A 26,342-nucleotide genomic window follows, 5' to 3' on the forward strand; every position below is an offset into this window, starting at 1 on the left:
CGTCGCGGCCGCCCGTGCGGGGCGGGTGAGGTCACCAGGAGGTTTCGTGGACAACGACGTACTTCGTCAGGCGCCGCTGTTCAGCGCTCTCGACGACGAGGCGGCCACCGCGCTGAGGTCTTCGATGACCGAGAGCCGGCTGCGACGGGGTGACGTGCTGTTCCACGAGGGCGACTCCGGCGACAAGCTCTACGTGGTCCTCGACGGCAAGGTGAAGCTCGGACGCACCTCCTCCGACGGCCGCGAGAACCTCCTCGCGATCCTCGGCCCGGGCCAGATGTTCGGCGAGCTCTCCCTCTTCGACCCGGGCCCGCGCTCGGCGACGGTGACCGCGGTCACCGACGCCTCGTTCGCCTCCCTCTCCCACGAGGACCTGCTGCGCTGGCTCGAGGGCCGCCCGGTGGTCGCCCGCGGGCTGCTCGCCCAGCTCGCCGGCCGGCTCCGCAAGGCCAACGACGTCGTCGCCGACCTGGTCTTCTCCGACGTGCCCGGTCGCGTGGCCAAGGCGCTGCTCGACCTCGCCGACCGCTTCGGCCGCACCGCCGACGACGGGGTGCACGTCCACCACGACCTCACCCAGGAGGAGCTGGCCCAGCTGGTCGGAGCCTCCCGCGAGACCGTGAACAAGGCGCTGGCCGACTTCGCCTCCCGCGGCTGGCTGCGCCTCGAGCCGCGCTCGGTCGTGATCATGGACGTCGAGCGGCTCTCCCGCCGCGCCCGCTGACGAACATTTCTGCACCCGGGTGACCCCCGGAGCCCGCGACCTTCGCGTCGTACGAGGTGAAAGGGGGCCCGGGTGCCAGCAACGTCAGCCGAGGACGAGTTCCACGCGTTCGTCGTCGCACGCACTCCTGCCCTGTCGCGCACGGCGTACCTCCTGACCGGGGACGCCCACCTCGCGGAGGACCTCGTGCAGACGGCACTGTTCAAGGCGGCGCGCCACTGGCAGCGCATCCAGGGCTCACCCGAGGCCTACGTGCGACGCATCCTCTACACCCAGAACGTCTCCTGGTGGCGCTCGCGGCGACACGTCCGTGAGACCTCTCTGGCGTCGTACGACGCCCCCTCGGCGCCGGCGGACACCGACCTGCGGCTGACCCTCGAGGAGGCCCTGGGCCGGCTCACGACCCGCCAGCGCACCGTCCTGGTCCTGCGGTACTTCGACGACCTCACCGAGGTGCAGGCAGCCGAGGTGCTCGGCATCGGCTCCGGAACCGTCAAGTCGATCACCCGTCAGGCGCTGGGCCGGCTGCGCGTCCTGGCGCCGGAGCTGGCCGAGCTGATCGGGGAGCCGTCGTGACCGGGCAGCTCCGCGATGCGCTGGCCCGGGTCGCCGAGCAGGCCCCGGTGGCCGACGTGCCCGCGGACACGTGGGCCCGGGCTCGTCGCGCGCGGGTCCGTGACCGGGTGCTGACGGGCGCGGCGGCGATGGCGGTGCTGGCAGTCGTCGGGGGCCTGACCCTCCTGCCGCCACCGGACTCGGCACCGGTCGCCTCGGGCGGCGGACCCGGGCTGCCGAATCACCTGTACTACGTCCCGGAACGGATGTCGCAGCACGACGAGGACCTCGGCTGGACACGCGACGAGGTCACCACCGACCTGAAGGTGGGCACCGCGGCGGCCGCCTGGCTGACGCCCTCGGGTGGACTCCCCGTGGTCGTCGACGCGGCCGAGGGCGGTTACCACCTGCTCGACCTGCCAGGGTTCTCCGGCAACAACCGGTTCATGACCTACGGGCTGCACGAGCCGACGATCGCACTGTCGGCCGACGGCCGACAGCTGGCCTACTCCTGGGCCACCTTCGGTGCGAACGCTGCCACCGACCCGATCCCGAGCGGGGTGCGAGTCGCCGACCTGGAGACGGGCCGGGTGCGGGAGTTCGTCCTGCGTGGCGACGAGGGCACCGCGGTCACCACGCTCGCCTGGTCACCCGACGGCCGGTGGCTGGCGTGGGCCGGCGCCCGGATGGGCTCGTGGACGACGTCCTCGATGGGCCGGGGCGAACCTGTGGCCGGTCGGGTCTCGGTGGCGGCGAGCACCGCCAAGGCGATCCCCGTCCGCCGCATCGACACGTCCGAGGCCGACCTGTCGGTCGACGACCGGGGTCGGGTCACTCTCAGCGACGGAGGGGGGCTGGTCTCCTGGGACGGGGTGCGGGCGCGGGCGATCGACCTGGCCGGCGCGAGGCTCGGGGGGATGGCGCCCGTGAGCCCGAGGGGCGAGGTGGCGCTGTCGACGTTCGGGCAGGCGAGCGTCGTCCTCGTCGACGGGGTGCGCTCGCGGACCGTGGACGTGGGGGTCCAGGACCGCGAGGCGCGGGTGATGCCGCTGGCCTGGGTCGGGGACGAGCTGCTCGTGGTGACCGACGACAACGGACCGTCGGACGGCGTCCTGCGGCTGGTGCCGGTCTCCGGCGGCGCGTCCCGGACCGTCGGGACCGTCGACGGCGGGGTCAACCCGTCCCTGACCGTGGCGGCCGACCTCGTGACGCCCGACCGCCCCACGGTCGAGCGCCCCGAGCCCGACTGGCCCTGGTCCGACGAGCGGCTCGCGCTGACGATCGCCCTCGTCGGGGCCGGCGCCCTCACGCTGCTCGTGAGCGCGTGGCGCATCCGCCGCCGCCATCGTTGAGTTGGGCCGCGTTCAGTGTTCAGTTGGGCCGGAATCGGCTCGACCAGCGGCCCCGCACGAGTCACCGGAGACCGAGCGCGTCGCGGACCTCGCGGATCCAACGGTCCGTGGCATCCGGGGTGAAGTCGTGCTTGGTCACGACGATGACGGTCCAGCCCTGTTCTCGAAGCCATGCCCGGCGGACTCGATCGGCCTCCCGGTCCGCGGGGCTGGAGTGGAACTCCTCGCCGTCGTACTCGATGGCGACGCGAGCATGCGGATAGGCCAGGTCGAGGCGGTACGTCGGCACTCCGTCGACGCAGACCCAGTGCTGGAGCCTCGGCGACGGTAGGCCTCGATCGAGGATCTCCAGCCGGGTCCAGGACTCACCGGGCGACTCGGAGCTGCCGTCGACCAACGGGATCAGCTCACGCAGCTGGACCACGCCGCGCCGCCGGAAGTACCTGGGAAGCAACCTCAGCATCTCGGCCAGCGTGATCCCGTGGATCCGGGCCAGGGCGTCCATGGCAGCCAGGGCATCTCGACGCGAGAGCTTGCAGCCCAGGTCCATGGCTGTGCGCAGCGGCGTCGTCACCCGGACCCCACCGATCGTCATCCAGTCCACCGGGAGCAGGTCTCGCGTGCCTCCGTTGCACTCCGGTCGGTCCGTCGGGTCGTGTCCGCGCAGGACGTACGACTCGAGCTGCGGCACGACGTCGCGCTCGCGGAACCGGTGGACGTCGACGCCGTGGATCCAGGCGGCGCTCCGGTCGCAGAGCACCGAGTGCCTGCTCATGACGAGCAGGGCCGCCTGGGCCCGCAGCACGGGGGTCAGCTCGACGTCGGCCCGGACGTAGACACCCGTGAAGAGGCGGAGCAGCGTGCGCTCGCGCACTGCGGCGTCGAGGTTCCAGCGCCGGCAGCCGAGCCTGCGCGTCTGACCCCACGTGAAGGGGACGGAGGGGAACTCGGTACGTACCTGCATCTGCACACGATCCGGCGGGGCGGCAGCAGAGGAGGCGGACGCCGCGGGAGCCTGTGGACGGCGCCGGCGGCGCAGCACACTGTGGACGGCTCGTCGCGGCACGATCGGCTGCAGGCACCCGGCTCGCCCAGGACCGACAGCGGATCAGGCCCACCTCGGAGCCGAACCTGGCCCAACTGGAAGCCGAATCAGGCCCAACTCAACACTGATTTCGGCCCAACTCAACGACGGGCGAGGTAGGCCAGCTGGGCCCGGACCGAGAGCTCGGCCGCGCCCCAGAGCACCGGGTCGACGTCGGCGTAGACGTGCTCGACCACGGCACGCGGGGTCAGGGTGGCGCCGGTGCCCGCCTCGAGGTCCACGTGGGGCAGCGCCCGCGCGAGGGAGGTCTCCCCCGACAGCGTGAGCACGGCGGCCTCCACCTGGGCGAGCCGCTCGCGCCGGTGGGCGATGTAGAAGTCCAGGGCGCCCAGGGCGTCGTCGATGACCGGACCGTGGCCGGGCCAGATGCGGGACACCTCGTGGGCCGAAGCCAGCGCGTGCAGGCGGTCCAGCGAGTCGAGGTAGGCCCCGAGCTGCCCGTCCGGGTGGGCGACCACGGTGGTGCCGCGACCCAGGACCGTGTCACCGGTCAGCACCGCACCCTCGGCGGGCAGCAGGAACGACAGCGAGTCGGCGGTGTGGCCGGGGGTGCCGACCACGCGGACCTCGAGCCCGTCCAGCTCCACCACGTCACCGTCGCCGAGACCCTCCGCGCCGAGGCGGTACTCCGGGTCCAGGGCGCGTACGCCGCAGCCCATCCGCTCGGCGAACTCCTTGGCCGCCTCGGAGTGGTCCGCGTGGTGGTGGGTGAGCAGCACGACGCCGACCTCGCCGGCCTCGGCCGCCACCGCGTCGAGGTGGGCGAGGATCGACGGGCCCGGGTCGACCACCACCGAGCGTCGGGCACCCGGCTCGCGCAGCACCCAGGTGTTGGTGCCGTCGAGCGTCATCATGTTGGCGTTGGGGGCCAGCACGCACCGGGCGCGCTCGCCGAAGGATCCCCCCGCCCATCCGCTCCCGGTCACGACCCCAGCCGCTCCTCGACCAGCGGCCGCAGCGACTCCGGCATGGACAGCGTGGCCCCCTCGCCCTCCCCCTCGACCTCGGGCGTGAACATCTCCACGCGCCGTCCCGCGGCCGCCGCGAGCACGTCGCCGGGTGCGTCGTACTGCGCGATCTCGAGGCAGGTGAGGTACGTCGGCGGCAGCATCAGCAGCTCCTCGGCGTCCACCGCCTCGACCGCCGACATCGCCGGCGTCCAGTGCACGGACGACGACTCCGTCGACACGTCGCGGGTCCGTTGCCCGTCGGGCATGGCCGCCACGAAGAACCAGGTGCGGTAGCGACGCGGCTCGAAGACCGGCGTCAGCCAGCCGGACCAGACGCCGAGCAGGTCCGAGCGCAGCACCAGCCCGCGCCGCGCCAGGAACTCGGTGAACGCCAGGTCGCGGCCCTCGAGCGCCACCCGGTCGGCCTCCCAGTCCTCGCCGGTGGTGTCGGCGATGACGGTGTCGGGCGACGGCCCCGCCAGGAGCACGCCGGACTCCTCGAAGGTCTCCCGGACCGCCGCGCACACCAGGGCGCGCGCGGTCTCCTCGTCGGTGCCGAGCCGGTCGGCCCAGTCGGCCGGGGAGGGCCCGTGCCAGGCGACGGTGGCGTCGAAGTCACGCTGGTCGACACCGCCGCCCGGGAACACGCACATGCCTCCCGCGAACGCCATCGACGTCTGGCGGCGCAGCAGGTAGACCGACGGCCCGCCCGCCGGGGACCCTGACGAGGAGGGACGCAGGAGCACGACGGTCGCCGCGTTGCGCGGCTCGGCCGGCGTGCGCGTGCCCGCGGCGTACTCCTTGGCCTGCTCGACGAGCTGCGGCGGCAGCGGGATGCGGAGCACCGTCGTCACACTTCGACGAGGATCTCGACCTCGACCGGCGAGTCCAGGGGGAGCACGGGCACGCCGACCGCCGAGCGGGCGTGCACGCCGGCGTCGCCGAAGGCCTTGCCGAGCAGCTCGGAGGCGCCGTTGGCCACGAACGGCTGGCCGGTGAAGTCGGGGGTGGAGGCCACGAACGCCACGACCTTGACGACCCTCTTCACCAGCGACAGGTCGCCGATCTCCGCCTTGACGGCCGCGATCGCGTTGAGCGCGCACTGCTGGGCGCACTCGACGGCCTCGTCCTGGCTGACCTCGCCGCCGACCTTGCCGGTGAGCATCAGCTCGCCCGCGCGCATCGGCAGCTGGCCCGACGTGAAGACGTGGTTGCCGCTGCGCACGGCCGGGACGTAGACCGCCACCGGCTTGGCCACCTCGGGCACCGACAGGCCGAGCTCGGCGAGGCGCTCCTCCGGGGTGCTCATGCCTCGACCGGACGCTTGAAGTAGCCGACGAGGTTCTCGGGGTTCATCCCCGGCGCGATCTGGACGAGCTCCCACCCGTCGGCGCCGAAGTTGTCGAGGATCTGCTTCGCTGCGTGCGTCAGGATCGGCGCCGTCAGGTATTCCCACTTGGTCATGCCGGTGACTCTACCGACGCCCTCGGGCGCACTACGCTCCTGGCGTGGACAGGAGCGATGCGGCCAAGGACCGGCACAAGGACGACGGGCGCGGTCGGTTCGAGAAGTTCGTCGAGGCGGTCAACCAGGTCGTCAGCCGCGCCCCCTTCTTCCTCGTGATCGTCGCGATCGTCGTCGCCTGGCTCGCCAGCTACCCGCTCTGGTCGTCGTCGAAGTCCTGGCAGGTCGCGATCCACACCCTCGGCACCGTGCTCTCCCTGCTGCTGCTGGTGCTGCTGGAGAACGCCGGCCGGCGCTCGGAGGAGGCGGCCCAGGAGAAGCTCAACGTGATCGCCGAGGCCCTCTCGGACCTGATGGACTCCCGGGCGCAGGACGACCCCGGGCTCCAGCAGTCGGTACGCCGCCTCCGCGACGCCGTCGGTCTCGAGGAGCGGCACTGACCGAGGCCGCGGAGTCGCTCCCGCTTGCTGCCCGGGCAGCGGTCGGCGCCGGGGACGTACGACCTCGGTAGGACGCGCGGCGGGCCACGGCTCCTCTAGGGTCGGCTCGTGACGACCGGGGGCAGCACACCCGACCGGGCCGCCCGCCGCCCGCCGCGGCTCGGCGTGCGCGGCCGGCGCTGGTTCGACGCGGGGCTGGTGCTGGTGCTGCTGGCACCGGTCCCGGTCCTCGGCGTCGCAGGAGCGGACCCGACAGGGGTGGCCCTGACTGCTGGCCAGCTGCTCCCGCTCCTCTGGCGGCGGCGGCATGCGGTGCCGGTCTTCGTGGTCGTGGCTGCGCTGAGCGCCCTGCAGGCGGTGCTGGTCGACACCCCGCTCTGGGGCCAGGTGGCGTTCCCGGTCGCGGTCTACTCGGTGGCCCGGTTCTCGCGGCCCCGCTTCGGCGTGGCGGCCCTGCTGGTCGGGCTGTGCGGCGCCGCCGTCGCGGCACCCGACTGGATCGGGGGGTACGGCGTGACGCTCTCCGGTTCCGCGGTCGCCTCCTACTTCCTCACCATCGCCACCATCGTGGTGACCGCCTGGGCCCTGGGGACCCTGGGTCGCACCCGCAGCGCCTACGTCGACGCGCTGGTCGAGCGCGGCCAGCGGATCGAGCTCGAGGCCGCCCAGCAGGTCGAGCTGGCGGCCTCCGCCGAGCGGGCCCGGATCGCTCGGGAGATGCACGACGTCGTGGCACACGGCCTGTCGGTGATCGTGGTCCAGGCCGACGGGGCGCGGTACGCCGCGCCGCACGACCCGGTCGCCGCGACCGCGGCCCTGGCGAACATCTCGACCACAGGACGCGAGGCGCTCACCGAGATGCGCCGGATGCTGGGCCTGCTGCGGTCCGATACGCGGCCGGACCTCGCCCCCCAGCCCGGGCTCGCCGATCTCGGCGCCCTCGTCGACGAGGCCCGCAGCGCCGGGGCCGTGGTGGCGGCGCGGCTTCCGGACCGGGCACCGTCGGTGCCCGACGGAGTGGCGCTCACGGCGTACCGCGTGGTGCAGGAGGCGCTGACCAACGTCCGCAAGCACGCCGGCCCTGTCGTCGCCGTCCGTCTCGAGGTGACGGTGGGCGACGAGGTGGAGGTCGTGGTCGAGGACGACGGGAGGGGCGCCGCTGCGCCCGGCGACGGTCGGGGCCTGGGCCTGGTCGGGATGCGGGAGCGGGTCGCCGCGCACGGCGGTGAGGTCGAGGCCGGGCCGCGGTCCGGCGGCGGGTTCCGGGTCTGCGCGAGGCTCCCTCTGTGAGCCGGGAGAGGATCACCGGGTGAGTGCAGGGGCGAGCGGACCGATCCGGGTCTTCCTGGTCGACGACCAGCAGATGGTCCGGGGCGGCTTTCGGATGCTGGTGGACAGCCAACCCGACATGGAGGTCGTCGGCGAGGCGGGGGACGGCGCCGAGGCCGTGGAGAGGCTCGCCGTCACCCGCACCGACGTCGTGCTCATGGACGTCCGGATGCCCCGGCTGGACGGCGTGGAGGCCACCCGCGTGGTCACCGGCCGGGGTGACTCACCCCGGGTGGTCGTGCTGACCACCTTCGACCTCGACGAGTACGCCTTCGCCGCCATCCGCGCCGGAGCGGCCGCGTTCCTCCTCAAGGACGCCGCACCCGAGGACCTGCTCGCCGCGATCCGCACGGTCCATGCGGGCGACTCGGTCGTCGCGCCCAGCACCACCCGACGGCTGCTCGAGCAGTTCGCGACGGCCCTCCCCGACCCTCGGTGCGCAGGACGTGCGGACGCCCGGCTCGAGTCGCTGACCGAGCGGGAGCGCGAGGTGCTCACGCACGTCGGCCGCGGCCGCTCCAACACCGAGATCGCGGCCGACCTCGTGGTGGCCGAGGCCACCGTGAAGACCCACATCGGCCGGCTGCTGGCCAAGACCGGCAGCCGCGACCGGGTCCAGCTCGTCGTGCTGGCGTACGAGACCGGCCTGGTGCGTACTCCCTGAGTCGTACGCCGGTCCCGTTCCCCGGTCTGACGATCCGCGGGCCGCCGGACGGGATCGTCGTCGCATGACCTCAGGCACCACGACCACCAGCACCTCACTCCAGACCAGGTTCGCCGCCCGGGCCCGTGGCCTCACTCGCGCCTACGGCCGCGGTGACGCCCAGGTGCACGCTCTGCGCGGCGTCGACCTCGACCTTCCCTCAGGCCGGTTCACCGCCATCATGGGCCCCTCGGGCTCCGGCAAGTCCACCCTCATGCACTGTCTCGCCGGCCTCGACGTCCCCACCGGGGGGAGCGTCAACATCGCCGGGCGGGAGCTGGGCGCCATGGACGACACGGCGCTGACGGTGTTCCGGCGCGAGCACGTCGGCTTCGTGTTCCAGTCCTTCAACCTGCTGCCGATGCTCACCGCGCGCCAGAACATCCTGCTGCCCCTCGAGCTCGCCGGGCGTCGGGGCGGCGAGGCGGTCCGGGCCCGCTTCGACCTCGTCGTCGAGGTGCTCGGGCTCGGAGACCGTCTCGGCCACCGGCCGGCGGAGCTCTCCGGCGGCCAGCAGCAACGGGTGGCGATCGCACGCGCCCTGGTCACCCGTCCCGAGATCGTCTTCGCCGACGAACCGACCGGCAACCTGGACAGCCAGGCATCCGCCGAGGTGCTCGACTTCCTGCGGCGCTCGGTGCGCGAGCTCGGCCAGACGGTCGTCATGGTGACCCACGAGCTCGATGCCGCGGCGTACGCCGACGACGTGGTCGTCATCGCCGACGGCAGCATCCGGGCCCACCTGGTCGACCCGACCGGCGAACAGCTCGTGGCGGCACTGCGCGGGGAGCCGACCCGATGAGGACCGTGCTGCTGGCGTCGCTGCGCACCCACACCCGTCGCTACCTCTCCGCGGCGCTCGCGGTCGTGATCGGAGTGGCTTTCGTCGTCGTCACCAGTCTCCTGTCGTCGGCTGCCCGGGACGGGCTGGTGTCGGGCGTGGGGCTGCCCTACCGAGGAGCGGACGTGGTGGTCACCGGCCTCGACGGCGAACAGGCCGGGCGCCTGCTCGACCGCGCCGCGCAGGACCGCGACGCCGCTGCCGTGCTCGGCTGGACCACCCAGCCGGTCCGGGTCGACGACCGGCTCGTCTCTTCCCGCACCGAGGTGGGCGGGCTCGCCGACGACAGCGCGCTGCGGTGGCAGGTGCTGCGCTCCGGCCACCTCCCCGACGGCCCGGACGAGCTCGTCGCCGATGCGAACGCCGTCAAGGGGGACGGTGTCGGTCTCGGGGACCGGGTCCGGATCGGCACCGGCAGCCACGCAGTCGAGGCGACGCTGGTCGGCCTCGTCGACACACCGTCGGCCAGCGCCGGAGCGGCGTACTACCTGCCTTGGGCGCAGCTGCGTCACTTCGCGGGCGACCTCTGGGTCGACTCGGTGGCCTACGCCGGACCGGGGTCCTCCTCGCTCGGCGACCGGCTTCCGGCGGCGGCCACCGTCACGCCGCGCGACCGCTTCGTCGAGGACCGCCAGACCGAGCTCACCCGCCAGGTCAACGTGCTCGCCATCGTGCTGCTGGTCTTCGCGGCCATCGCCCTCCTCGTCTCGGTGCTGGTCATCACCAACACCTTCTCGATCCTGTTCGCCCAGCGTGCTCGCGACTTCGCCCTGATGCGGTGCGTAGGTGCCACCCGTCGGCAGGTGCTGCGCTCGGTCCGGGTCGAGGCGCTCGCGCTCGGCATCGGCTCGGCCGCGATCGGCCTGGTCATCGGCACGGTGCTGGGCCACGTCCTGGTCGCGCTGGCCCGGGCCCAGCTGCCCCCCGGCGCCATGGGCGCCCCGACCCCGTCCGTGCGGTGGTACGCCGCCGCTTTCGCGATCGGCCTGCTGGTCACCGTTGTCGCGGGCTGGTTGCCCACACGCCGCGTGGTCCGGGTCAGCCCACTCGCCGCACTGCGCCCCGACGACACGACCAGCGTGCGGACCCGCGCCGGCCGGGTCCGCATCGTGCTGGGCCTGGCCACCACCGGCGTCGGCGTCGCGCTTCTCGCGCTGTCCATCTCGCAGAACAACGCGGCCGTGATGGTGCTGGGCGGGGCTTCGTCGTTCAGCGGCGTGCTCATGCTCGGCCCGGTCCTGGTGCCCGGGCTGATCCGGCTGGTCGGTGCGGCGGTGGGCCCGGTGGCCGGTGCCCCGGCCCGGCTCGCGGCCCAGAACGCCGTCCGCAACCCGCGACGTACCGCCGCGACGACGGCGTCGCTGCTCGTCGGCGTCACCCTGACCACCGCGGTCCTGACCGGGCTCGCCAGCTCCCGCAGCGCTGTGGACCGCGACCTGGACAAGGACTTCCCGGTCGACCTCGCGCTGACGGCGGACGACGGCGCCCTGCCCGCCGACCTCGTCGACGACGTGAGGGCGGTCCCCGGGGTCGCCGCGGCGGTCGCGCTCGACGGCACGGCGGCCCGGGTGTCCGGCATCGGCGACCTTCCGGTGCTGGCGGCCGCGCAGGTCGAGCAGGTCGTGCACGGCAGGCCCGACCTGGCCACCCCTGGCCCCGGGGAGCTCTGGGTCCCGTGGGAGTCGATGTCGAAGCTCGAGGACGGCGACCGGGTGACGGTGAGCGTGGGCCGGCAGAGCGTGAGCCTGCGGGTCCGCAGTGGTGACGGCTGGGGTGAGGCCGCCGTCGTCGCGCCGTCGACACTGGCTCGGCTGACCGACCGGGCCGCCCCGCTCGCGGTGTGGGTACGAGCCTCTGCCGGCGCAGACGCCGAGGACCTGGCCGGCGACCTCGACGCACTCGCCCAGCCTGTCGGCGCCGACCTCGCCGACACCCTCACGCGCCGCGCCTGGGTCATGCTCCAGCTCGACGTGCTCACCGGCGCCGTCGTGGCGTTGCTCGAGATAGCCGTGGTCATCGCGCTGATCGGCATCGGCAACACGCTGGGCCTGTCGGTGCTCGAGCGAAGCCGGGAGAACGCGCTCCTGAGGGCCCTCGGCCTGACCCGTCGCCAGCTGCGTGCGGCCCTCGGGGCCGAGGCCCTGCTGCTCTCGGTGGTCGCCACCGTGCTCGGCACCCTGATCGGGGTGGCCTTCGCCTGGGTCAGCCTGCAGGCACTGGTCCGGGCGGCGGTCGACGAGGCCCCGCTCGTGGTGCCCGTGGACCAGCTCGCGCTGGTGGTGCTGGTGGCGGGCCTGGCGGGGCTGGTGTCCTGCCTCCTGCCTGCGCGTCGGGCGGCGCGCACCGCTCCCGCCGCGGGGCTCAGCCTCGACTGAGCCCCGCGGGGCCTCCGCTCACACGTAGGGCGACAGCACCCCGCGCAGCTCGTTCGCGGCCAGCACCACGAACAGCACGGCGCACAGTCCCATCAGCGCGTTCGAGAGCCACCCGTTGCGCCACCCGGCCGGCACGTCGCTGCCGTCGGGGTGGCCGGCGCGGCGCCGGTTGAGCAGGAGCAGCAGGGTGATCGCCAGGAACGGCATGAACAGCGCGCCGAGGGTGCCGTAGGCCAGGATCAGCCCGACCGGCTTGTCGAGGAGCAGGAGCAGCATCGGCGGGAACGTCAGCCACAGCATGTAGGCCTTGAAGTAACGGCCGCCGGTGCGCGTGTCGGGGTGGCCGGACGGCAGGTCCCTCAGGTTGCCCCAGAAGTCCGCGAACATCAGGCTCACACCGCTCCAGACGCCGATCAGCGACGAGAACGACGAGGCCCAGAAGCCGACGAGGAAGACCTGGCCGAACACCTCGCCGTACTGGTCCTCCAGCACGTCGGAGAGCTGCACCAGCCCCTGGTCGCCGGCGTCGATCGCGATGTTCGCGGAGTACAGCAGCTCAGCGCCGACGATGAGCATCGACACCACGAAGACGCCCGTCACGGCGTAGGCGACGCCGTTGTCGATGCGCATCACCCGCATGAACCGCGGCGTCGACCAGCCCTTCTCGCGCAGCCAGTAGCCGTACGCCGCGAGCGTGATGGTGCCCCCGACCCCACCGGCGATCGCCAGCACGTTGATCACCGAGTCGTCGGGGAAGGTGGGACGCAGGCCGAGCACCACGTCACCGAGGTTGGGCAGCGTGAGCAGCGCGGCGCCCACCACGGACACGAACATGATGCCGACCAGGGCGACGGTGATCTTCTCGAAGACCGCGTAGGAGTTGAACCAGACCATCACCAGCCCCACCAGGCCGAACGCCACCGCGACCCAGCGCAGCGAGAGGTCGGGGAAGAGCGCGACGACCGGCAGCGCCGAGGACGACATCGCGGTGGCGCCGTAGACCAGGCCCCAGATCGCGATGTACGGCGCGAAGTACCACGTGGTCCAGCGCCCGAGGCTGCGCCAACCCTCGAAGATCGTGCGCCCCGAGGCCAGCGAGTAGCGCCCGGCGCCCTCGACGAGGACCACCTTGATCACCGCCCCGAGCACGGCCACCCACAGCAGGGTGTAGCCGAACTTGGCCCCCGCGACCAGCGTGGCCACGAGGTCCGCGGCGCCGACGCCCGTGGCGGCCACCACGAGCCCGGGTCCGACGACCTTCCACCGTGGCGGCTGTTCCGACTGGAGCTGGCTGTGCTGGACGTCCGTCATCGATGCCTCCCGAGATGAGTCATCGGCCCATCATGGCGCGCCGCCACCGTGCGCGGAACCGTGCGACCGAATCCGGTTGACCTCGAGTGCGGTTGAAGTCCTAGCGTCGTCCCGTGACCGTCACCGCCCCGCTCCGTCAGCCGCGCCCGCGACTGCTCTCCCCGACGTACGCCGCCACGACCGTCGGCATGTTCGCGCTCTGCGCGTTCGTGGCGTTCGAGGCGGTCGCGGTGACGACGGTGATGCCGACCGTGGCCGAGGACCTCGACGGCGTCGGGCTCTTCGCGCTGTCCTTCGCCGCCCCGCTGGCGAGCGCCGTCGTCGGCATGGTCGCCGCCGGCGGCTGGAGCGACCGCCGGGGTCCCGCGGTCCCGCTGGCGGTTGCCCTCGCCCTGTTCGCCCTCGGGCTCGTCGTGTGCGGCTCGGCGCCCTCGATGGAGGTGCTGGTCGCCGGCCGGGTCCTCCAGGGCCTCGGCGGCGGCGCGCTCACCGTGGTGCTCTACGTGCTCGTCGGGCTGGTCTTCCCGCCGGTGCTGCAGCCGGCGGTCTTCGCCAGCTTCGCGGCCGCATGGGTGCTGCCCTCGCTGTTCGGACCCGCCCTCGCAGCATGGGTCGCGCACGCGGTCGGCTGGCGGTGGGTGTTCCTGGGGGCCGTCGTCCTGGTCGCGGCCGCGGCCGCCCTGGTCTCGCCGTCGCTGCGGCGCCTCCCGCACCGGCCCTCGGGTGCGACGGCGCCGCGGTCGCGGCTCGCCTGGGCAGGCGTGGGCGCGGTGGCGGTGCTGGGCCTCGAGCTGCTCGGCTCCCGTCGGGGCCCGGTCGTGCTGCTCGCGGTGGCCGCCCTGGCGCTCGTCGGGCTGGCCCTGCGCCACCTGCTGCCGGCCGGCGCCCTGACCGCCCGGCGGGGGCTGCCGTCGGTCATCGGCACCCGAGGGCTGATGAGCGCGTCGTTCTTCTGCGCCGAGGCCTACATCGTCTTCGTGCTCCAGGAGCGGTGGGGCTGGACCCCGGGCACCGCGGGCCTGGCGCTCACCGGCGTCGGCGTCACTTGGGCCGCGGCCAGCCAGGTGCAGTCGCGCCTGGGCGAGCGGGTCAGCGACACCGCCGCCATGCGCTGGGGCAGCGGCCTGGTGCTCGCCGGCACGGTCGCGCTCACCGTCGTGGTCGCCGCCCAGGCGGCGCCCGTGCTGGCGGTGGCGGCCTACGTCCTCGCCGGCGCCGGCATGGGATTCGGCTACCCGCGCACCGGCGTCGCGATGCTGGCGGCGTCGAGCGACGGCGACCGCGGCTTCAACTCCTCCGCGCTCTCGATCGCCGACTCGCTCGGGGGTGCGCTCGCGCTGTCGGCCTCGGGCGTCGCGTTCGGAGCGGCGACCCGGGCGGGCGGCGACGCGTTCGTGTCGGTGTTCGTGCTGGCCACCGCGGTGGGGGTGCTGGCCACGTTCACCGCGGCCCGGACCGGCCGGGCCTGAGGAGCCCGGCCGGCCCGGCATGCTCAGCCGACGAGGAGCTCGGGCTCGGTCTTCTCCCGGACCTCGTCCTCGGTCACGCCGGGTGCGAGCTCGACGAGCCTGAGCCCCTGGGGGGTGACGTCGATGACGCACAGGTCGGTGATGATCCGCTCGACCACCCCGCGGCCGGTGTAGGGCAGCGAGCACTCCTCGACGATCTTGTACGACCCGTCCTTGGCGACGTGCTCCATCAGCACGATCACCCGCTTGGCGCCGTGGACCAGGTCCATCGCGCCACCCATGCCCTTGACCATCTTGCCGGGGATCATCCAGTTGGCGATGTCGCCGCCCTTGCTGACCTGCATCGCGCCCAGGATGGCGGCGTCGATCTTGCCGCCGCGGATCATCCCGAACGACGTCGCGGAGTCGAAGAACGACGCCCCGCGGCGCAGCGTGACGGTCTCCTTGCCCGCGTTGATCAGGTCCGGGTCCTCCTCGCCCTCGACCGGGTAGGCACCCACGCCGAGGATGCCGTTCTCCGACTGCAGCACCAGCTCCACGTCGTCCCCGACGTAGTTGGGCACCAGCGTCGGCAGCCCGATGCCGAGGTTGACGTACGACCCGTCGTGCAGCTCCGAGGCGGCCCGGGCCGCCATCTCCTCGCGCGTCCAGCCCTTCTGCTCGGCCATGTCAGCTGTCCTCCTTCGGACGCACGGTCCGCTTCTCGATCCGCTTGTCCGCCGCCTGCTCGGGGGTCAGCGCGACCACGCGCTGCACGAACACCCCCGGGGTGTGGATGTCGTTGGGGTCCAGCTCGCCGGGCTCGACCAGCTCCTCGACCTCCGCGATCGTCACCCGCCCGCACATCGCGGCCAGCGGGTTGAAGTTGCGCGCGGAGTCGCGGTAGACGAGGTTGCCGTGCCGGTCGCCCCTCCAGGCCCGCACCAGGCCGAAGTCCGCCACGATCGCGTGCTCGAGGACGAACTCCTTCTCCCCCTCCGCGGTGGCGAACGTCTGGGTCTGCTTCGCCGGCGAGGCGACCACCACGTTGCCGTCGGCGTCGTACTTCCACGGCAGCCCGCCCTCGGCGACCTGGGTGCCGACACCGGTGGCGGTGAAGAAGGCCGGGATGCCCGACCCGCCCGCGCGCATCCGCTCCGCGAGCGTGCCCTGCGGGGTCAGCTCGACCTCGAGCTCCCCGTGGAGGTACTGCCGGGCGAACTCCTTGTTCTCCCCCACGTAGGAGGAGATCATCCGGCGCAGCCGCTTGGCCATGAGCAGCCGGCCCAGGCCCCAGTCGTCCACCCCGCAGTTGTTCGACACCGCCTCGAGCTCGTCGACACCCGACTCCAGCACCGCCTCGATCAGCACCGAGGGGATGCCGCACAACCCGAAGCCGCCCACCGACAGCGTCGCCCCGCTGGGGATGTCGGCCACCGCCTCGGCCGCACTCGCCACGACCTTGTCCACGCGCTCGTCCTCCCTTGCCCGGTCCCGGGCGTCCTGGTCCGGACCGGATCACCCCGGCCTCGCCTCCCGGCGATCCTAGTCATGACGGCCGTCACAGGTTCATGGGCGGGAGGCACAGAGTTCCGGCGCCGGGATGGGGGCTGCGGACATGGACCCGACCACGACCGAGCGGCACCTCAGGGGCCGGGTCCTACGCTGCTCTACGTGTCCCAGCAGAAGCACGACTGGCCCGACGTGCGGCTCCACGTCGTCACCGGCAAGGGCGGCACCGGCAAGTCCACCGTGGCCGCTGCGCTCGCGCTCGCCCTCGCCGACCACGGCCGCAACGTCCTCCTGTGCGAGGTGGAGGGGCGCCAGGGCATCGCCCGCATGTTCGACGTCGACCCGCTGCCCTACGAGGAGCGCCGGGTCGCGACCGGCCTGCCCGGCGAGGAGGGCTCGCCCGGGGTCGTCCACGCGCTGCACATCGACCCGGAGTCGGCGCTGCTGGAGTACCTCGCGATGTACTACAAGCTCGGCCGGGCCGGTCGGGCCCTCGACCGCTTCGGCGTCGTCGAGTTCGCCACCACCATCGCGCCCGGCGTGCGTGACGTGCTGCTGACCGGCAAGGTGTTCGAGGCGGTCCAGCGCAACAGCCGCAACAAGAACGCGATCCGATACGACGCCGTCGTGCTCGACGCCCCACCGACCGGCCGGATCGCCCAGTTCCTCAACGTGAACAACGAGCTCGCCGGCCTGGCGAAGATGGGGCCCATCAAGAGCCAGGCCGACACGGTGATGACCTTGTTCCGCTCACCCCGGACCGCCGTGCACCTGGTGACCGTGCTGGAGGAGATGCCCGTGCAGGAGACCTCGGACGGCATCGAGGAGCTGCGCGCGGCCGGGCTGCCGGTCGGCGGCGTGGTCGTGAACCTGGTCCGCCCCCGGGACCTCGACGCCGCGGACCTCGACGCCGCCCGCGGGGGCACGCTCGACGCCGCGGCCATCCGCTCCGACCTCAAGGAGGCCGGCGTGGAGGACGGTGACGAGCTCGTCGACGGCCTGCTGGTCGAGGCCCGTGACCACGCCGAGCGCCGGGCCCTCGAGGACGCCCAGCGCCGGCTGGTCGGCGACCTGGGCGTGCCGACGTACGAGCTGCCCCGCCTCGCGGGCGGAGTGGACCTCGGCGGCCTCTACGAGCTCGCGGCGGACCTGCGCGAGCAGGGGATGGCATGAACACCCCGGCCGGCTCGACCCAGGGCACCCGGTCCCAGCGGCGGGTCGGGCCGCTCACCCAGGCACCGGCGCCCTCGCTCGACGTCGACGCCCTGCTCGACGACCCCCACACCGGCATCATCGTGTGCTGCGGCTCCGGCGGGGTCGGCAAGACCACGACCTCGGCGGCGCTGGCGCTGCGGGCGGCGGAGCGGGGGCGCAGGGTGGTCGTGCTGACCATCGACCCCGCGCGCCGGCTCGCCCAGTCCATGGGCATCGAGGCGCTCGACAACACCCCACGCCCGGTCTCCGGCGTCGACGCCGCGGCGGGCGGCTCGCTGGACGCGATGATGCTCGACATGAAGCGCACCTTCGACGAGGTGGTCGAGGGCCAGGCCAGCCCGGAGAAGGCGCAGCAGATCCTGGAGAACCCCTTCTACATCGCGCTGTCGAGCTCGTTCGCGGGCACGCAGGAGTACATGGCGATGGAGAAGCTGGGCCAGATCCACCACGACGCGCGCCGCGACGGCACCTACGACCTGATCGTGATCGACACCCCGCCGTCGCGCTCGGCGCTGGACTTCCTCGACGCCCCCGAGCGGCTCTCGAGCTTCCTCGACGGGCGGTTCATCCGGCTGCTGCTGGCCCCGGCGAAGGGTCCGGCCAGGTTCATGACGGCCGGCTTCAGCATGATCACGAACGCGCTGACCAAGATCCTCGGCGCACAGGTGTTGCGCGACATGCAGACGTTCGTCGCGGCGTTCGACACGCTGTTCGGCGGGTTCCGCCAGCGCGCCCAGAAGACGTTCGAGCTGCTGCAGGCCGACGGTACGGCGTTCCTCGTCGTGGCCGCCCCCGAGCCGGACGCGATGCGCGAGGCGGCGTACTTCGTGGAGCGGCTCAGCGAGGACGAGATGCCGCTGGCCGGGCTGATCGTCAACCGGGCCAGCCCGGAACCCGCCGGCAGCCTGTCCGCCGACGAGGCGATGACCGCCGCGGCCCGGCTGCGCCGGCACGAGCAGGGCTCGCTCACCGCGGGGCTGCTGCGGCTGCACGCCGACCAGTCCCGCATGGTCGAGCGCGAGGCCCGGCTGCGCGAGCGCTTCGCCGCGGCGCACCCGCAGGTGCCGACCGCGGTGGTGCCCGCCCTGCCCGGCGACGTGCACGACCTCGACGGCCTGCGCCGCGTCGGCGAGCTGCTCAGCGAGCGCTGACACCGACCCGGGCGCGAGCCCACCGCACCGGCCGCCTCGGCGGCCGGGACGCACGTGGCTCAGGCGGTGGCCGTCACCTTGGTCGGGCTGGCGCCCTGCTCCCGAGCGGCCTCGAGGACCGCGCGCCACGAGGCGTTCGGGCGTCGACGCAGCAGGGCCCGGCGCTCGCGCTCGGTCATGCCGCCCCAGACCCCCCACTCGATCTGGTTGTCGAGCGCCTCGGCCAGGCACTCGGTCCTCACCGGGCAGCCCGAGCAGAGCTGCTTGGCCTTGTTCTGCTCCGCGCCGCGCACGAACAGCTGGTCCGGCTGCGCCTGTCGGCATGCCGCCGCGGACGTCCAGTCTTCAACCCACATGATGATGTCCCCACATCGTCCGAGATAGGCGGCGTCCCCATGACGTCTACCCGGGTGATCCCCTCAGGGTCACAAAGTTAAGGACTCCGCCGCGGCGGGGGCAGACACCTTTTACCCAAATGTCCTAGTCCGAAGTGACTAGTCATATTGGGTCATGAATGGGTTGGGGCTCGGTCGCTCCCGTACATTGGGCGCATGTCCAGCCCTCGGTCCCCCCTGCCCGGAGAGCGTCTGACGGCCGGTCGCGTGGCCAAGCACCTCGGCGTCATGCTGGCCGTCGCGGCGGTCATGGGCGTCGTCGTGGCGGGTCTCGCCATCCCCTTCGCCGGTGTCGTCGGCATCGGCGCGCGCGACGTCGCCCGGACGATGGACAGCCTCCCGGAGGAGCTGAAGACCGAGGCGCTGCCCGAGAAGACCAACATCCTCGACGCCAACGGCGAGGTCCTCGCCACGCTGTACGACGAGAACCGGGTCACCGTCCCGCTCAACCAGATCTCTCGCACGATGGTCAAGGCCATCGTCGCGATCGAGGACTACCGCTTCTACCAGCACGGCGCGCTGGACCTGAAGGGCACGCTGCGCGCCCTGGTCACCAACCAGGCCGCCGGCGGGGTGTCCCAGGGTGGCTCGTCGATCACCCAGCAGATGGTCAAGCTGACGCTGCTCAGCCAGGCCAAGACCAAGGCAGAGCGCAAGGCCGCCACCGACGACACCTACGCGCGCAAGCTGCGCGAGCTGCGCTACGCGATCGCCTTCGAGCAGAACTACTCCAAGGACTGGATCCTCGAGCGCTACCTCAACATCGCCTACTTCGGCGACGGCGCCTACGGCATCCAGTCCGCGGCGCGGCACTACTTCGACAAGAACGCCAAGGACCTCGACCTGCGCGAGTCCGCGATGCTCGCCGGGCTGGTGAAGAGCCCCACCGGCTACGACCCCACGAGCTACCCCGCCAAGGCGCTGGAGCGGCGCGACACGGTCCTGAACCGGATGGCCGAGCTCAACGTGATCAGCCACCACCAGGCGCAGAAGACCTCGAAGATGCCGCTGGGCCTGCACACCATCCCGGCGCGCAACGGCTGCGTGAACTCCCGCGCCCCCTTCTTCTGCGACTACGCCATCGCCACCCTGATGAAGGACCGGTCGCTCGGCAAGACCAAGGAGGAGCGCAAGAAGCTGCTCTACTCCGGCGGCCTCACGATCCACACCACGGTCGACCTGCGCGACCAGGTGGCCGCCGACAGGTCGGTGGCCTCGCACGTCGACCCGACGAACCAGGCCATCGGCGCGCTGGCCATGGTGGAGCCGCGCACCGGCGACGTGAAGGCGATCGCGCAGTCCCGCCCGATGGGCACCGACAAGGCGCGCGGCGAGACCTACCTCAACTACGTGGTGCCCGAGGAGTACGGCCACTCCAAGGGGTTCCAGGCCGGCTCGACGTTCAAGGCGTTCGTGCTGGCGGCCGCGGTCAAGCAGCACATCCCGCTCAGCAAGACCATCAGCGCGCCGCCCGAGGTGTTCCTGAACATGAACACCTTCCCGGACTGCGACGGCAACTACCCGAGCACCCAGGTGTGGAACCCGCACAACTCCACCGACAGCGGGACGTTCAACCTCTACACCGGTACCCAGCTCTCGGTGAACACCTTCTACGCCCAGCTCGAGCAGCAGACCGGCCTGTGCGAGCCGTACCGGCTGGCCCGGGAGATGGGCGTCGAGCTGACCGACCCGCCGCACGAGCGCGTGCCGTCGTTCACCCTGGGCGTGCCGAGCACCAGCCCGCTGGAGATGGCGGAGGCCTACGCGACCTTCGCCGGCCGCGGCCTGCACTGCGACGCCCGCCCGGTCACCTCCATCGAGGACTCGGCCGGCAACCTGCTCAAGGAGTACCCCTCGCAGTGCCAGCAGGTGCTCCCCGCCTCCGTGGCCGACGCCGTGAACGACGTGCTGCGGGGCGTGCAGGAGCCCGGCGGCTTCGGGTACGACGCCGGCATCAGCCTCAACCAGGCCTCGGCCGGCAAGACCGGCACCATCGACGACAACATGGCGGTGTGGTTCGTGGGCTACACCCCCAACCTCGCCACCGCCTCGATGATCGCCGGCGCGAACAGCCTGGGCCACTGGGTCTCGCTGAACGGCCAGACGCTGCACGGCACCTACGTCGCCTCGGCGCACGGCTCCACCACGGCCGGTCCGATGTGGGGCGACGCGATGAAGGTCATCCAGCAGTGGCTGCCCGACGAGGACTTCGTGAAGCCGTCGGCCGAGGACATCGCCGGCGTCCTGACCGTGGTGCCGGACGTCCGCGGCATGAGCGTCGACCAGGCCAAGCAGGTGCTCGAGGACGCCGGCTTCACGACGATGCTCGGCGGATACCGTGACTCCGACTACTCGCTCGACACGGTCGCCTACACCTCACCCGGCGCCGGCTCGCAGTACGGCAGCGGCAACACCATCACCATCTACCAGTCGACCGGTCACCCCTACGTCCCGCCGAGCAACAACGGTGGTGGCGGCAACGGCGGTGGCGGCGGCAACGGCGGTGGCGGCAACGGCGGTGGCGGCGGCGGCAACGGCGGTGGCGGCAACGGCGGTGGCGGCAACGGCGGTGGCGGCGGCGGCAACGGCGGTGGCGGCAACGGCGGCGGCCGCGGCCGCTGACCCGGTCAGCGATCGCGGCCGGGCCTGACGCTCACCCGAGCTGGCGGCGGACCTCCGCCGCGACCGCGGCGCCGTCGGCCCGCCCCTTGACCTGGGGCTGCACGACGCCCATCACGCGACCCATCGCCTTCATGCCCTCGCCGGCCGCGCCGACCTGCTCGACCGCGGCAGCGACGATGCCGGCGATCTCCTCGGCGGTCAGCTGCTCGGGCAGGTAGTCGGCGATGACCGCGGCCTCCGCGGTCTCCTTGGCGGCCATCTCGGCACGCCCGCCCTCCTCGAAGGCCACCGCCGCCTCGCGGCGCTTCTTGGCCTCGGTGGACAGCACGCCGACGATGTCGTCGTCGCTCAGCTCCCGCTGCTCCTTGCCCGCGACCTCGGCGTTGGTGATCGCCGTGAGGACCATCCGCAGGGTGGAGGAGCGCACCTCGTCGCGCGCCTTCATGGCGGTGGTGAGGTCGGCGCGGAGACGGTCCTTGAGGGTGCTCATGCGGGCCATTGTGGCAGCCTTGCCGCATGACTCCCTCGGCACCGGTATGGCGCACGATCGCGACGCTCGCAGGCACCGGTGTGGTGGCCGGCGCGGGCGCGACGGCGTACGCCGCCTGGGAGGCACGGCAGTACGTCCTGCGGCGCGTGAGCGTGCCGCTGCTGCCCGCGGGCCACCGGCCGCTGCGCGTCCTCCACGTCAGCGACATCCACATGACCCCCGGCCAGACCCGCAAGCAGGAGTGGTTGCGGGGGCTGGCCGGCCTACGCCCGGACCTGGTGGTCAACACCGGTGACAACCTCGCGCACCGCGACTCGGTGCCGGTCGTCCGCGACGCGTTCGGGCCCCTGCTCGACGTGCCGGGAGTCTTCGTCTTCGGCTCCAACGACTACTACTCCCCCACCCTGCGCAACCCGCTGCGCTACCTGCTGCCCGACGACGGCCAGCGCAACATCCACACACCCCATCTGCCGTGGCGCGAGCTGATGGCCGTCTTCACCGACGCCGGCTGGGTGGACCTCTCCAACACGCGCGGAGCGTTGGAGGTCGGGGGCACGTCGTTCGCCTTCGCCGGCGTCGACGACCCCCACCTCGAGTACGACCGCCTCGAGGACGTGGCCGGACCGGCGGAGCCCGGAGCCGACGTGCGGCTCGCGGTCACCCACGCGCCGTACCTGCGGGTGCTCGACCAGTTCGCCGCCGACGGGTACGACGCCGTCATCGCCGGGCACACGCACGGCGGCCAGGTCTGCCTGCCCGGCCGCGGCGCACTCACCACCAACTGCGACCTCGAACCCGCGCGGGCCAAGGGGCTGCACCGTCATCCGGCGCGCTCGCGCGACGGCGACCCGGGCTCGTCCTGGCTGCACGTCTCCGCGGGCCTCGGCACCAGCCCGTACGCCCGTATCCGGGTCGCGTGCCGACCCGAGGCGACCCTGCTGACCCTCACCGCACGCGGCTGAGCAGGCCCCGGCGTCCACGGGTGGAGGCCGATTACGAAGCCGCCGAGGTGCTCGGGTATGCTCGCCGTGCTTGCGGGGCCGGACCCACGGTCAGACCCCGCAATCGGGCTGTGGCGCAGCTTGGTAGCGCGCCTCGTTCGGGACGAGGAGGCCGCAGGTTCAAATCCTGTCAGCCCGACCAGTCGTGAGGGCCCCGATCCCCGGGTGGGATCGGGGCCCTCACGCGTTGCGGCGGGCACGCGGCGCGTTCTGGCACACTGCCCGCATGGCAGATGAGCATCACGGGAGCGACGGACCGTCCCTGGAGCTGCCGTCGCTGGGCTTCGGCCGGCGCAAGCGCAAGGAGCCACGAGACGCCGAGGGCTCCGGCGAGCCCCCGATCGAGGTGCCGGTCGCGAGGATGCCGCCCCCGGCCGTGTCGGAGCCCGCGCCCGACCCGGTGCCGGCGTCCGCGGAGACCCGACCGCTGTTCACCGACGAGGTGGCGCCGGCGCCCCTCGCGCCACCCGCCCCGACCTCCACCCCGGAGCCGGTCGCGTCGTCCGCGCCCGGCCCGGCCGCGGAGCCCGAGCGCAAGGCCCCCGCGCGGGCACGGCGGGCGCGCAGGACGCCGTCGCTGCCCGCGATCGGGGGCATGCTGGCCGCCATGGTCACCGGCGCGGTCATCGGCATGGCCGTCGTCGGGCTCACCTGGGGCTCGCAGCGCACCTGCGAGGCGGCCCGCGGCACGTCCTCGTGCGGCGCCGCCGGCTTCTGGCTGCTCGTCGCGATCATGGTCGCGATGGTCTTCCTGGGCTCGGTCCTGCTGCGGGCCTGGCGCGTCCCCGACCCCGGCTCCACGAGCTTCCTGGCCGTCGGCCTGCTCGCGGTCCTGGCGCTGCTGTTCCTCGTCGACGTGATCTTCAGCGGGTGGATGGTGGTCGTCGTGCCCGTGCTCACCGTCGCGAGCTTCGCGCTCGCGCACCGGGTCACCACGGCGTTCGACGAGCCCGGCAGGGACTGAGCCCCGCCCGCGACCGAGCGGTCAGCGGGCGGCGAGCAGCTCCGCGATCTGCACGGTGTTCAGCGCGGCACCCTTGCGCAGGTTGTCGTTCGAGATGAACAGCGCGAGGCCACGGTCGCCGTCCACACCCGGGTCCTGCCGGATGCGGCCGACGTACGACGGGTCCTTGCCGGCCGCCTGCAGCGGCGTGGGGATCTCGGAGAGCTCCACGCCCGGTGCGGTCGCCAGCAGCTCACGAGCCCGCTCGGGCGTCATCGCGCGCTCGAACTCCGCGTTGATCGCCAGGGAGTGGCCGGTGAAGACCGGGACCCGGACACAGATGCCGGACACCCGCAGCTCGGGGATGCCGAGGATCTTGCGGGACTCGTTGCGGAGCTTCTGCTCCTCGTCGGTCTCGCCGAGGCCGTCGTCGACGATCGACCCCGCCATCGGCAGCACGTTGTAGGCGATCGTGCGGGCGTACTTCACCGGGTCCGGGAACGCCACGGCCTCGCCGTCGTAGGCCAGCTCGCGCGCCTTGTCGCCCGCCGCGGCCACCTGGCCGGCGAGCTCGTCCACGCCGGCCACACCGCTGCCGGAGACCGCCTGGTACGTCGAGGCGATCAGGCGCACCAGCCCGGCCTCGTCGTGCAGCGGCTTGAGCACCGGCATCGCGGCCATCGTGGTGCAGTTGGGGTTGGCGATGATGCCCTTGCGGGCCTCGGCCACCGCGTGCGGGTTGACCTCGGAGACGACCAGCGGGACGTCGGGGTCCATCCGGAAGGCGGAGGAGTTGTCGACCACCGTCACGCCGGCGTCGGCGAACTTCGGCGCCAGCGCCCGGGAAGTGGCGGCGCCGGCCGAGAACAGCGCGATGTCGAGGCCGCGGGGGTCCGCGGTCGAGGCGTCCTCCACGACGACCTCGCGTCCCGCGAACGGCAGCACGGTGCCGGCCGAGCGGGCGGAGGCGAAGAAGCGGACCTCCTCGGCGGGGAACCCGCGCTCCTCGAGGATCTGGCGCATGGCGACGCCGACCTGGCCGGTCGCGCCGACCACTCCGATGCGGCTCATCGGCCGGTCCCGCCGTAGACGACGGCCTCGACCTCGTCGGCGTCGAGGTCGAACGCCGAGTGGGTCGCCCGCACGGCCTCGTCGACCTGGGCCTCGTCGACGATCACCGAGATGCGGATCTCGGAGGTCGAGATCATCTCGATGTTCACGCCCGCCGACGCGAGGGAGGCGAAGAACTTGGCGGTGATGCCGGGGTGCGAGCGCATGCCCGCACCGATCAGCGAGACCTTGCCGATCTGGTCGTCGTACAGGAGCTTGTCGTAGCCGACCTCCTCCTGGATCCGCGCCAGCGCACCCATGGCCGTCTGGCCGTCGGCACGCGGCAGCGTGAAGGAGATGTCGGTCAGGCCGGTGGCGGCCGCCGAGACGTTCTGGACCACCATGTCGATGTTGACCTCCGTGGCCGCCAGCGCCTCGAAGATCCGGGCGGCCTCGCCCACCTTGTCGGGCACGCCGACCACGGTGATCTTGGCCTCGCTGCGGTCGTGGGCGACACCGGCGATGATCGCCTGCTCCATGGGCTCTTCTCCCTCCGAGGGGTCCGGGATGATCCAGGTCCCCTCCTTCTGGCTGAACGAGGACCGGACGTGGACCGGCATGTTGTAGCGGCGGGCGTACTCCACGCAGCGCAGGTGCAGGATCTTGGCGCCCGAGGCGGCCATCTCCAGCATCTCCTCGGTGGAGACCCGGTCAAGCTTGCGGGCAGCGGGGACGATCCGCGGGTCGGCGGTGAACACGCCGTCGACGTCGGAGTAGATCTCGCAGACGTCGGCCCCGAGGGCCGCCGCCAGGGCCACGGCGGTGGTGTCCGAGGCACCGCGGCCCAGGGTGGTGACGTCCTTGGTGTCCTGCGAGACGCCCTGGAAGCCGGCCACGATCGCGATCGCGCCGTCCCTGATCGCGGCCTCGATCCGGCCGGGGGTGATGTCGATGATCTTGGCCTTGCCGTGCACGGAGTCGGTGATGACCCCGGCCTGGGAGCCGGTGAACGACTGCGCCTTGTGGCCGAGCTGCGCGATCGCCATGGCGACGAGCGCCATCGAGATCCGCTCACCCGCCGTCAGCAGCATGTCGAGCTCGCGCGGCGGCGGCAGCGGGGTCACCTGCTCGGCGAGGTCCCTCAGCTCGTCGGTGGTGTCGCCCATGGCGGACACGACGACGACGACGTCGTTGCCCGCCTTGCGGGTGGCGACGATGCGTTGCGCGACCCGCTTGATCCCGGCGGCGTCAGCGACGGACGAACCGCCGTACTTCTGCACGACAATGCCCACTGGTAGTCCTCGAGGCTCGGTTGGCGTCTCCGGCCGCCCGTCCCGGCCAGGTGCCCGGACCACGCCGCGCTGCG

General features: G+C 72.7%; 26 protein-coding genes and 1 tRNA gene. 15 read left to right on the forward strand and 12 right to left on the reverse strand.

Annotated elements, in window-relative coordinates; translation table 11 throughout:
* Window positions 1-46: 46 nt before the first annotated feature.
* From ACFO9I_RS02150 to ACFO9I_RS02160, 3 genes are all read left to right on the forward strand, one after another.
* On the forward strand, window positions 47-724 hold the full coding sequence (locus tag ACFO9I_RS02150) for a Crp/Fnr family transcriptional regulator (protein ID WP_246355054.1): 678 nt from the start codon (window positions 47-49) through the stop codon (window positions 722-724).
* 72 nt (window positions 725-796) lie between these two features.
* Window positions 797-1,300 carry a SigE family RNA polymerase sigma factor gene (locus ACFO9I_RS02155; protein ID WP_379177331.1) on the forward strand — a complete coding sequence of 168 codons (504 nt, stop codon included), beginning with the start codon at window positions 797-799 and terminating at the stop codon, window positions 1,298-1,300.
* Complete coding sequence (locus ACFO9I_RS02160; RefSeq protein WP_379177333.1) at window positions 1,297-2,631, forward strand: hypothetical protein; 1,335 nt, start codon at window positions 1,297-1,299, stop codon at window positions 2,629-2,631. The genes ACFO9I_RS02155 and ACFO9I_RS02160 overlap by 4 nt, the downstream gene beginning before the upstream one ends.
* Window positions 2,632-2,692: 61 nt before the next feature.
* Here the strand turns inward: ACFO9I_RS02160 and ACFO9I_RS02165 are convergent, their stop codons facing one another.
* From ACFO9I_RS02165 to ACFO9I_RS02185, 5 genes are all read right to left on the reverse strand, one after another.
* Window positions 2,693-3,595 (reverse strand): DUF559 domain-containing protein, encoded by a 903-nt coding sequence (locus ACFO9I_RS02165; protein ID WP_379177335.1) that lies wholly within the window; start codon window positions 3,593-3,595, stop codon window positions 2,693-2,695.
* Between the two features lie 221 nt (window positions 3,596-3,816).
* Window positions 3,817-4,590, reverse strand: coding sequence for an MBL fold metallo-hydrolase (locus ACFO9I_RS02170; RefSeq protein WP_379177388.1), 774 nt, complete (start codon window positions 4,588-4,590; stop codon window positions 3,817-3,819).
* A 68-nt stretch (window positions 4,591-4,658) separates the two neighbouring features.
* Window positions 4,659-5,540, reverse strand: a complete 882-nt coding sequence (locus ACFO9I_RS02175; RefSeq protein WP_379177337.1) for an NUDIX hydrolase — start codon at window positions 5,538-5,540, stop codon at window positions 4,659-4,661.
* Window positions 5,537-5,995, reverse strand: a complete 459-nt coding sequence (locus tag ACFO9I_RS02180; RefSeq protein WP_379177339.1) for a RidA family protein — start codon at window positions 5,993-5,995, stop codon at window positions 5,537-5,539. The genes ACFO9I_RS02175 and ACFO9I_RS02180 overlap by 4 nt, the downstream gene beginning before the upstream one ends.
* Window positions 5,992-6,150, reverse strand: coding sequence for a DUF4177 domain-containing protein (locus tag ACFO9I_RS02185; protein ID WP_165236972.1), 159 nt, complete (start codon window positions 6,148-6,150; stop codon window positions 5,992-5,994). Before ACFO9I_RS02185 ends, ACFO9I_RS02180 begins: the two co-directional genes overlap by 4 nt.
* Window positions 6,151-6,194: 44 nt before the next feature.
* Between ACFO9I_RS02185 and ACFO9I_RS02190 the strand changes: the two genes are divergently transcribed.
* From ACFO9I_RS02190 to ACFO9I_RS02210, 5 genes are all read left to right on the forward strand, one after another.
* Window positions 6,195-6,590, forward strand: coding sequence for a low affinity iron permease family protein (locus tag ACFO9I_RS02190; RefSeq protein WP_379177341.1), 396 nt, complete (start codon window positions 6,195-6,197; stop codon window positions 6,588-6,590).
* Window positions 6,591-6,698: 108 nt separating this feature from the next.
* Window positions 6,699-7,880, forward strand: a complete 1,182-nt coding sequence (locus ACFO9I_RS02195) for a sensor histidine kinase (RefSeq protein ID WP_379177343.1) — start codon at window positions 6,699-6,701, stop codon at window positions 7,878-7,880.
* Between the two features lie 19 nt (window positions 7,881-7,899).
* A complete protein-coding gene (locus ACFO9I_RS02200) occupies window positions 7,900-8,583 on the forward strand; it encodes a response regulator (RefSeq protein WP_379177344.1) in 684 nt (227 codons plus the stop codon).
* Between the two features lie 64 nt (window positions 8,584-8,647).
* Window positions 8,648-9,424, forward strand: coding sequence for an ABC transporter ATP-binding protein (locus ACFO9I_RS02205; protein WP_379177345.1), 777 nt, complete (start codon window positions 8,648-8,650; stop codon window positions 9,422-9,424).
* Window positions 9,421-11,838 (forward strand): ABC transporter permease, encoded by a 2,418-nt coding sequence (locus tag ACFO9I_RS02210; RefSeq protein WP_379177346.1) that lies wholly within the window; start codon window positions 9,421-9,423, stop codon window positions 11,836-11,838. The genes ACFO9I_RS02205 and ACFO9I_RS02210 overlap by 4 nt, the downstream gene beginning before the upstream one ends.
* Window positions 11,839-11,856: 18 nt before the next feature.
* On the opposite strand, the gene ACFO9I_RS02215 is transcribed toward ACFO9I_RS02210, so the two are convergent.
* On the reverse strand, window positions 11,857-13,149 hold the full coding sequence (locus ACFO9I_RS02215; RefSeq protein ID WP_379177347.1) for an Nramp family divalent metal transporter: 1,293 nt from the start codon (window positions 13,147-13,149) through the stop codon (window positions 11,857-11,859).
* A gap of 113 nt (window positions 13,150-13,262) precedes the next feature.
* Between ACFO9I_RS02215 and ACFO9I_RS02220 the strand changes: the two genes are divergently transcribed.
* Window positions 13,263-14,618, forward strand: coding sequence for an MFS transporter (locus tag ACFO9I_RS02220; protein ID WP_379177348.1), 1,356 nt, complete (start codon window positions 13,263-13,265; stop codon window positions 14,616-14,618).
* 23 nt (window positions 14,619-14,641) lie between these two features.
* Here ACFO9I_RS02220 and ACFO9I_RS02225 read toward each other — a convergent pair whose 3' ends face one another.
* Window positions 14,642-15,286 carry a CoA transferase subunit B gene (locus ACFO9I_RS02225; protein WP_379177349.1) on the reverse strand — a complete coding sequence of 215 codons (645 nt, stop codon included), beginning with the start codon at window positions 15,284-15,286 and terminating at the stop codon, window positions 14,642-14,644.
* Window position 15,287: 1 nt separating this feature from the next.
* Complete coding sequence (locus tag ACFO9I_RS02230) at window positions 15,288-16,067, reverse strand: CoA transferase subunit A (RefSeq protein WP_379177350.1); 780 nt, start codon at window positions 16,065-16,067, stop codon at window positions 15,288-15,290.
* A 204-nt stretch (window positions 16,068-16,271) separates the two neighbouring features.
* On the opposite strand from ACFO9I_RS02230, the gene ACFO9I_RS02235 reads away from it, so the two are divergent.
* Window positions 16,272-17,282, forward strand: coding sequence for an ArsA-related P-loop ATPase (locus ACFO9I_RS02235; RefSeq protein WP_379177351.1), 1,011 nt, complete (start codon window positions 16,272-16,274; stop codon window positions 17,280-17,282).
* Window positions 17,279-18,475: an ArsA family ATPase gene (locus tag ACFO9I_RS02240; protein ID WP_379177352.1), complete on the forward strand. Its 1,197-nt coding sequence runs from the start codon at window positions 17,279-17,281 to the stop codon at window positions 18,473-18,475. Before ACFO9I_RS02235 ends, ACFO9I_RS02240 begins: the two co-directional genes overlap by 4 nt.
* 59 nt (window positions 18,476-18,534) lie before the next feature.
* Here ACFO9I_RS02240 and ACFO9I_RS02245 read toward each other — a convergent pair whose 3' ends face one another.
* Window positions 18,535-18,834: a WhiB family transcriptional regulator gene (locus ACFO9I_RS02245; RefSeq protein WP_379177390.1), complete on the reverse strand. Its 300-nt coding sequence runs from the start codon at window positions 18,832-18,834 to the stop codon at window positions 18,535-18,537.
* A gap of 192 nt (window positions 18,835-19,026) precedes the next feature.
* Here ACFO9I_RS02245 and ACFO9I_RS02250 point away from each other — a divergent pair, with 192 nt between their 5' ends.
* Entirely contained in the window at window positions 19,027-21,492 is a 2,466-nt protein-coding gene (locus ACFO9I_RS02250; RefSeq protein ID WP_379177353.1) for a penicillin-binding protein, read from the forward strand.
* A gap of 31 nt (window positions 21,493-21,523) precedes the next feature.
* Here the strand turns inward: ACFO9I_RS02250 and ACFO9I_RS02255 are convergent, their stop codons facing one another.
* Window positions 21,524-21,982 carry a GatB/YqeY domain-containing protein gene (locus tag ACFO9I_RS02255; RefSeq protein WP_379177354.1) on the reverse strand — a complete coding sequence of 153 codons (459 nt, stop codon included), beginning with the start codon at window positions 21,980-21,982 and terminating at the stop codon, window positions 21,524-21,526.
* A gap of 26 nt (window positions 21,983-22,008) precedes the next feature.
* Here ACFO9I_RS02255 and ACFO9I_RS02260 point away from each other — a divergent pair, with 26 nt between their 5' ends.
* From ACFO9I_RS02260 to ACFO9I_RS02270, 3 genes are all read left to right on the forward strand, one after another.
* A complete protein-coding gene (locus ACFO9I_RS02260) occupies window positions 22,009-22,944 on the forward strand; it encodes a metallophosphoesterase (RefSeq protein ID WP_379177355.1) in 936 nt (311 codons plus the stop codon).
* A 104-nt stretch (window positions 22,945-23,048) separates the two neighbouring features.
* Window positions 23,049-23,125 (forward strand) — tRNA-Pro (locus ACFO9I_RS02265).
* Between the two features lie 84 nt (window positions 23,126-23,209).
* Window positions 23,210-23,947 carry a hypothetical protein gene (locus tag ACFO9I_RS02270; RefSeq protein ID WP_379177356.1) on the forward strand — a complete coding sequence of 246 codons (738 nt, stop codon included), beginning with the start codon at window positions 23,210-23,212 and terminating at the stop codon, window positions 23,945-23,947.
* Window positions 23,948-23,968: 21 nt separating this feature from the next.
* Here the strand turns inward: ACFO9I_RS02270 and ACFO9I_RS02275 are convergent, their stop codons facing one another.
* Together ACFO9I_RS02275 and ACFO9I_RS02280 are read right to left on the reverse strand one after the other, a co-directional pair.
* Window positions 23,969-24,997 (reverse strand): aspartate-semialdehyde dehydrogenase, encoded by a 1,029-nt coding sequence (locus tag ACFO9I_RS02275; RefSeq protein WP_379177357.1) that lies wholly within the window; start codon window positions 24,995-24,997, stop codon window positions 23,969-23,971.
* Window positions 24,994-26,268: an aspartate kinase gene (locus ACFO9I_RS02280; RefSeq protein ID WP_379177358.1), complete on the reverse strand. Its 1,275-nt coding sequence runs from the start codon at window positions 26,266-26,268 to the stop codon at window positions 24,994-24,996. Before ACFO9I_RS02280 ends, ACFO9I_RS02275 begins: the two co-directional genes overlap by 4 nt.
* Window positions 26,269-26,342: the final 74 nt, after the last annotated feature.

The sequence above is a fragment of the Nocardioides sp. GCM10023255 genome, from assembly GCF_042653125.1.
GTDB lineage: Bacteria > Actinomycetota > Actinomycetes > Propionibacteriales > Nocardioidaceae > Nocardioides.

Excerpts from the sequence above, each read along its gene's own strand:
- ACFO9I_RS02165 (WP_379177335.1), bottom strand. The coding sequence starts at position 3,595 with ATGCAGGTACGTACCGAGTTCCCCTCCGTCCCCTTCACGTGGGGTCAG.
- ACFO9I_RS02170 (WP_379177388.1), bottom strand. The coding sequence starts at position 4,590 with ATGATGACGCTCGACGGCACCAACACCTGGGTGCTGCGCGAGCCGGGT.
- ACFO9I_RS02180 (WP_379177339.1), bottom strand. The coding sequence starts at position 5,995 with ATGAGCACCCCGGAGGAGCGCCTCGCCGAGCTCGGCCTGTCGGTGCCC.
- ACFO9I_RS02185 (WP_165236972.1), bottom strand. The coding sequence starts at position 6,150 with ATGACCAAGTGGGAATACCTGACGGCGCCGATCCTGACGCACGCAGCG.
- ACFO9I_RS02205 (WP_379177345.1), top strand. The coding sequence starts at position 8,648 with ATGACCTCAGGCACCACGACCACCAGCACCTCACTCCAGACCAGGTTC.
- ACFO9I_RS02210 (WP_379177346.1), top strand. The coding sequence starts at position 9,421 with ATGAGGACCGTGCTGCTGGCGTCGCTGCGCACCCACACCCGTCGCTAC.
- ACFO9I_RS02215 (WP_379177347.1), bottom strand. The coding sequence starts at position 13,149 with ATGACGGACGTCCAGCACAGCCAGCTCCAGTCGGAACAGCCGCCACGG.
- ACFO9I_RS02225 (WP_379177349.1), bottom strand. The coding sequence starts at position 15,286 with ATGGCCGAGCAGAAGGGCTGGACGCGCGAGGAGATGGCGGCCCGGGCC.
- ACFO9I_RS02240 (WP_379177352.1), top strand. The coding sequence starts at position 17,279 with ATGAACACCCCGGCCGGCTCGACCCAGGGCACCCGGTCCCAGCGGCGG.
- ACFO9I_RS02250 (WP_379177353.1), top strand. The coding sequence starts at position 19,027 with ATGTCCAGCCCTCGGTCCCCCCTGCCCGGAGAGCGTCTGACGGCCGGT.
- ACFO9I_RS02255 (WP_379177354.1), bottom strand. The coding sequence starts at position 21,982 with ATGAGCACCCTCAAGGACCGTCTCCGCGCCGACCTCACCACCGCCATG.
- ACFO9I_RS02260 (WP_379177355.1), top strand. The coding sequence starts at position 22,009 with ATGACTCCCTCGGCACCGGTATGGCGCACGATCGCGACGCTCGCAGGC.
- ACFO9I_RS02270 (WP_379177356.1), top strand. The coding sequence starts at position 23,210 with ATGGCAGATGAGCATCACGGGAGCGACGGACCGTCCCTGGAGCTGCCG.
- ACFO9I_RS02275 (WP_379177357.1), bottom strand. The coding sequence starts at position 24,997 with ATGAGCCGCATCGGAGTGGTCGGCGCGACCGGCCAGGTCGGCGTCGCC.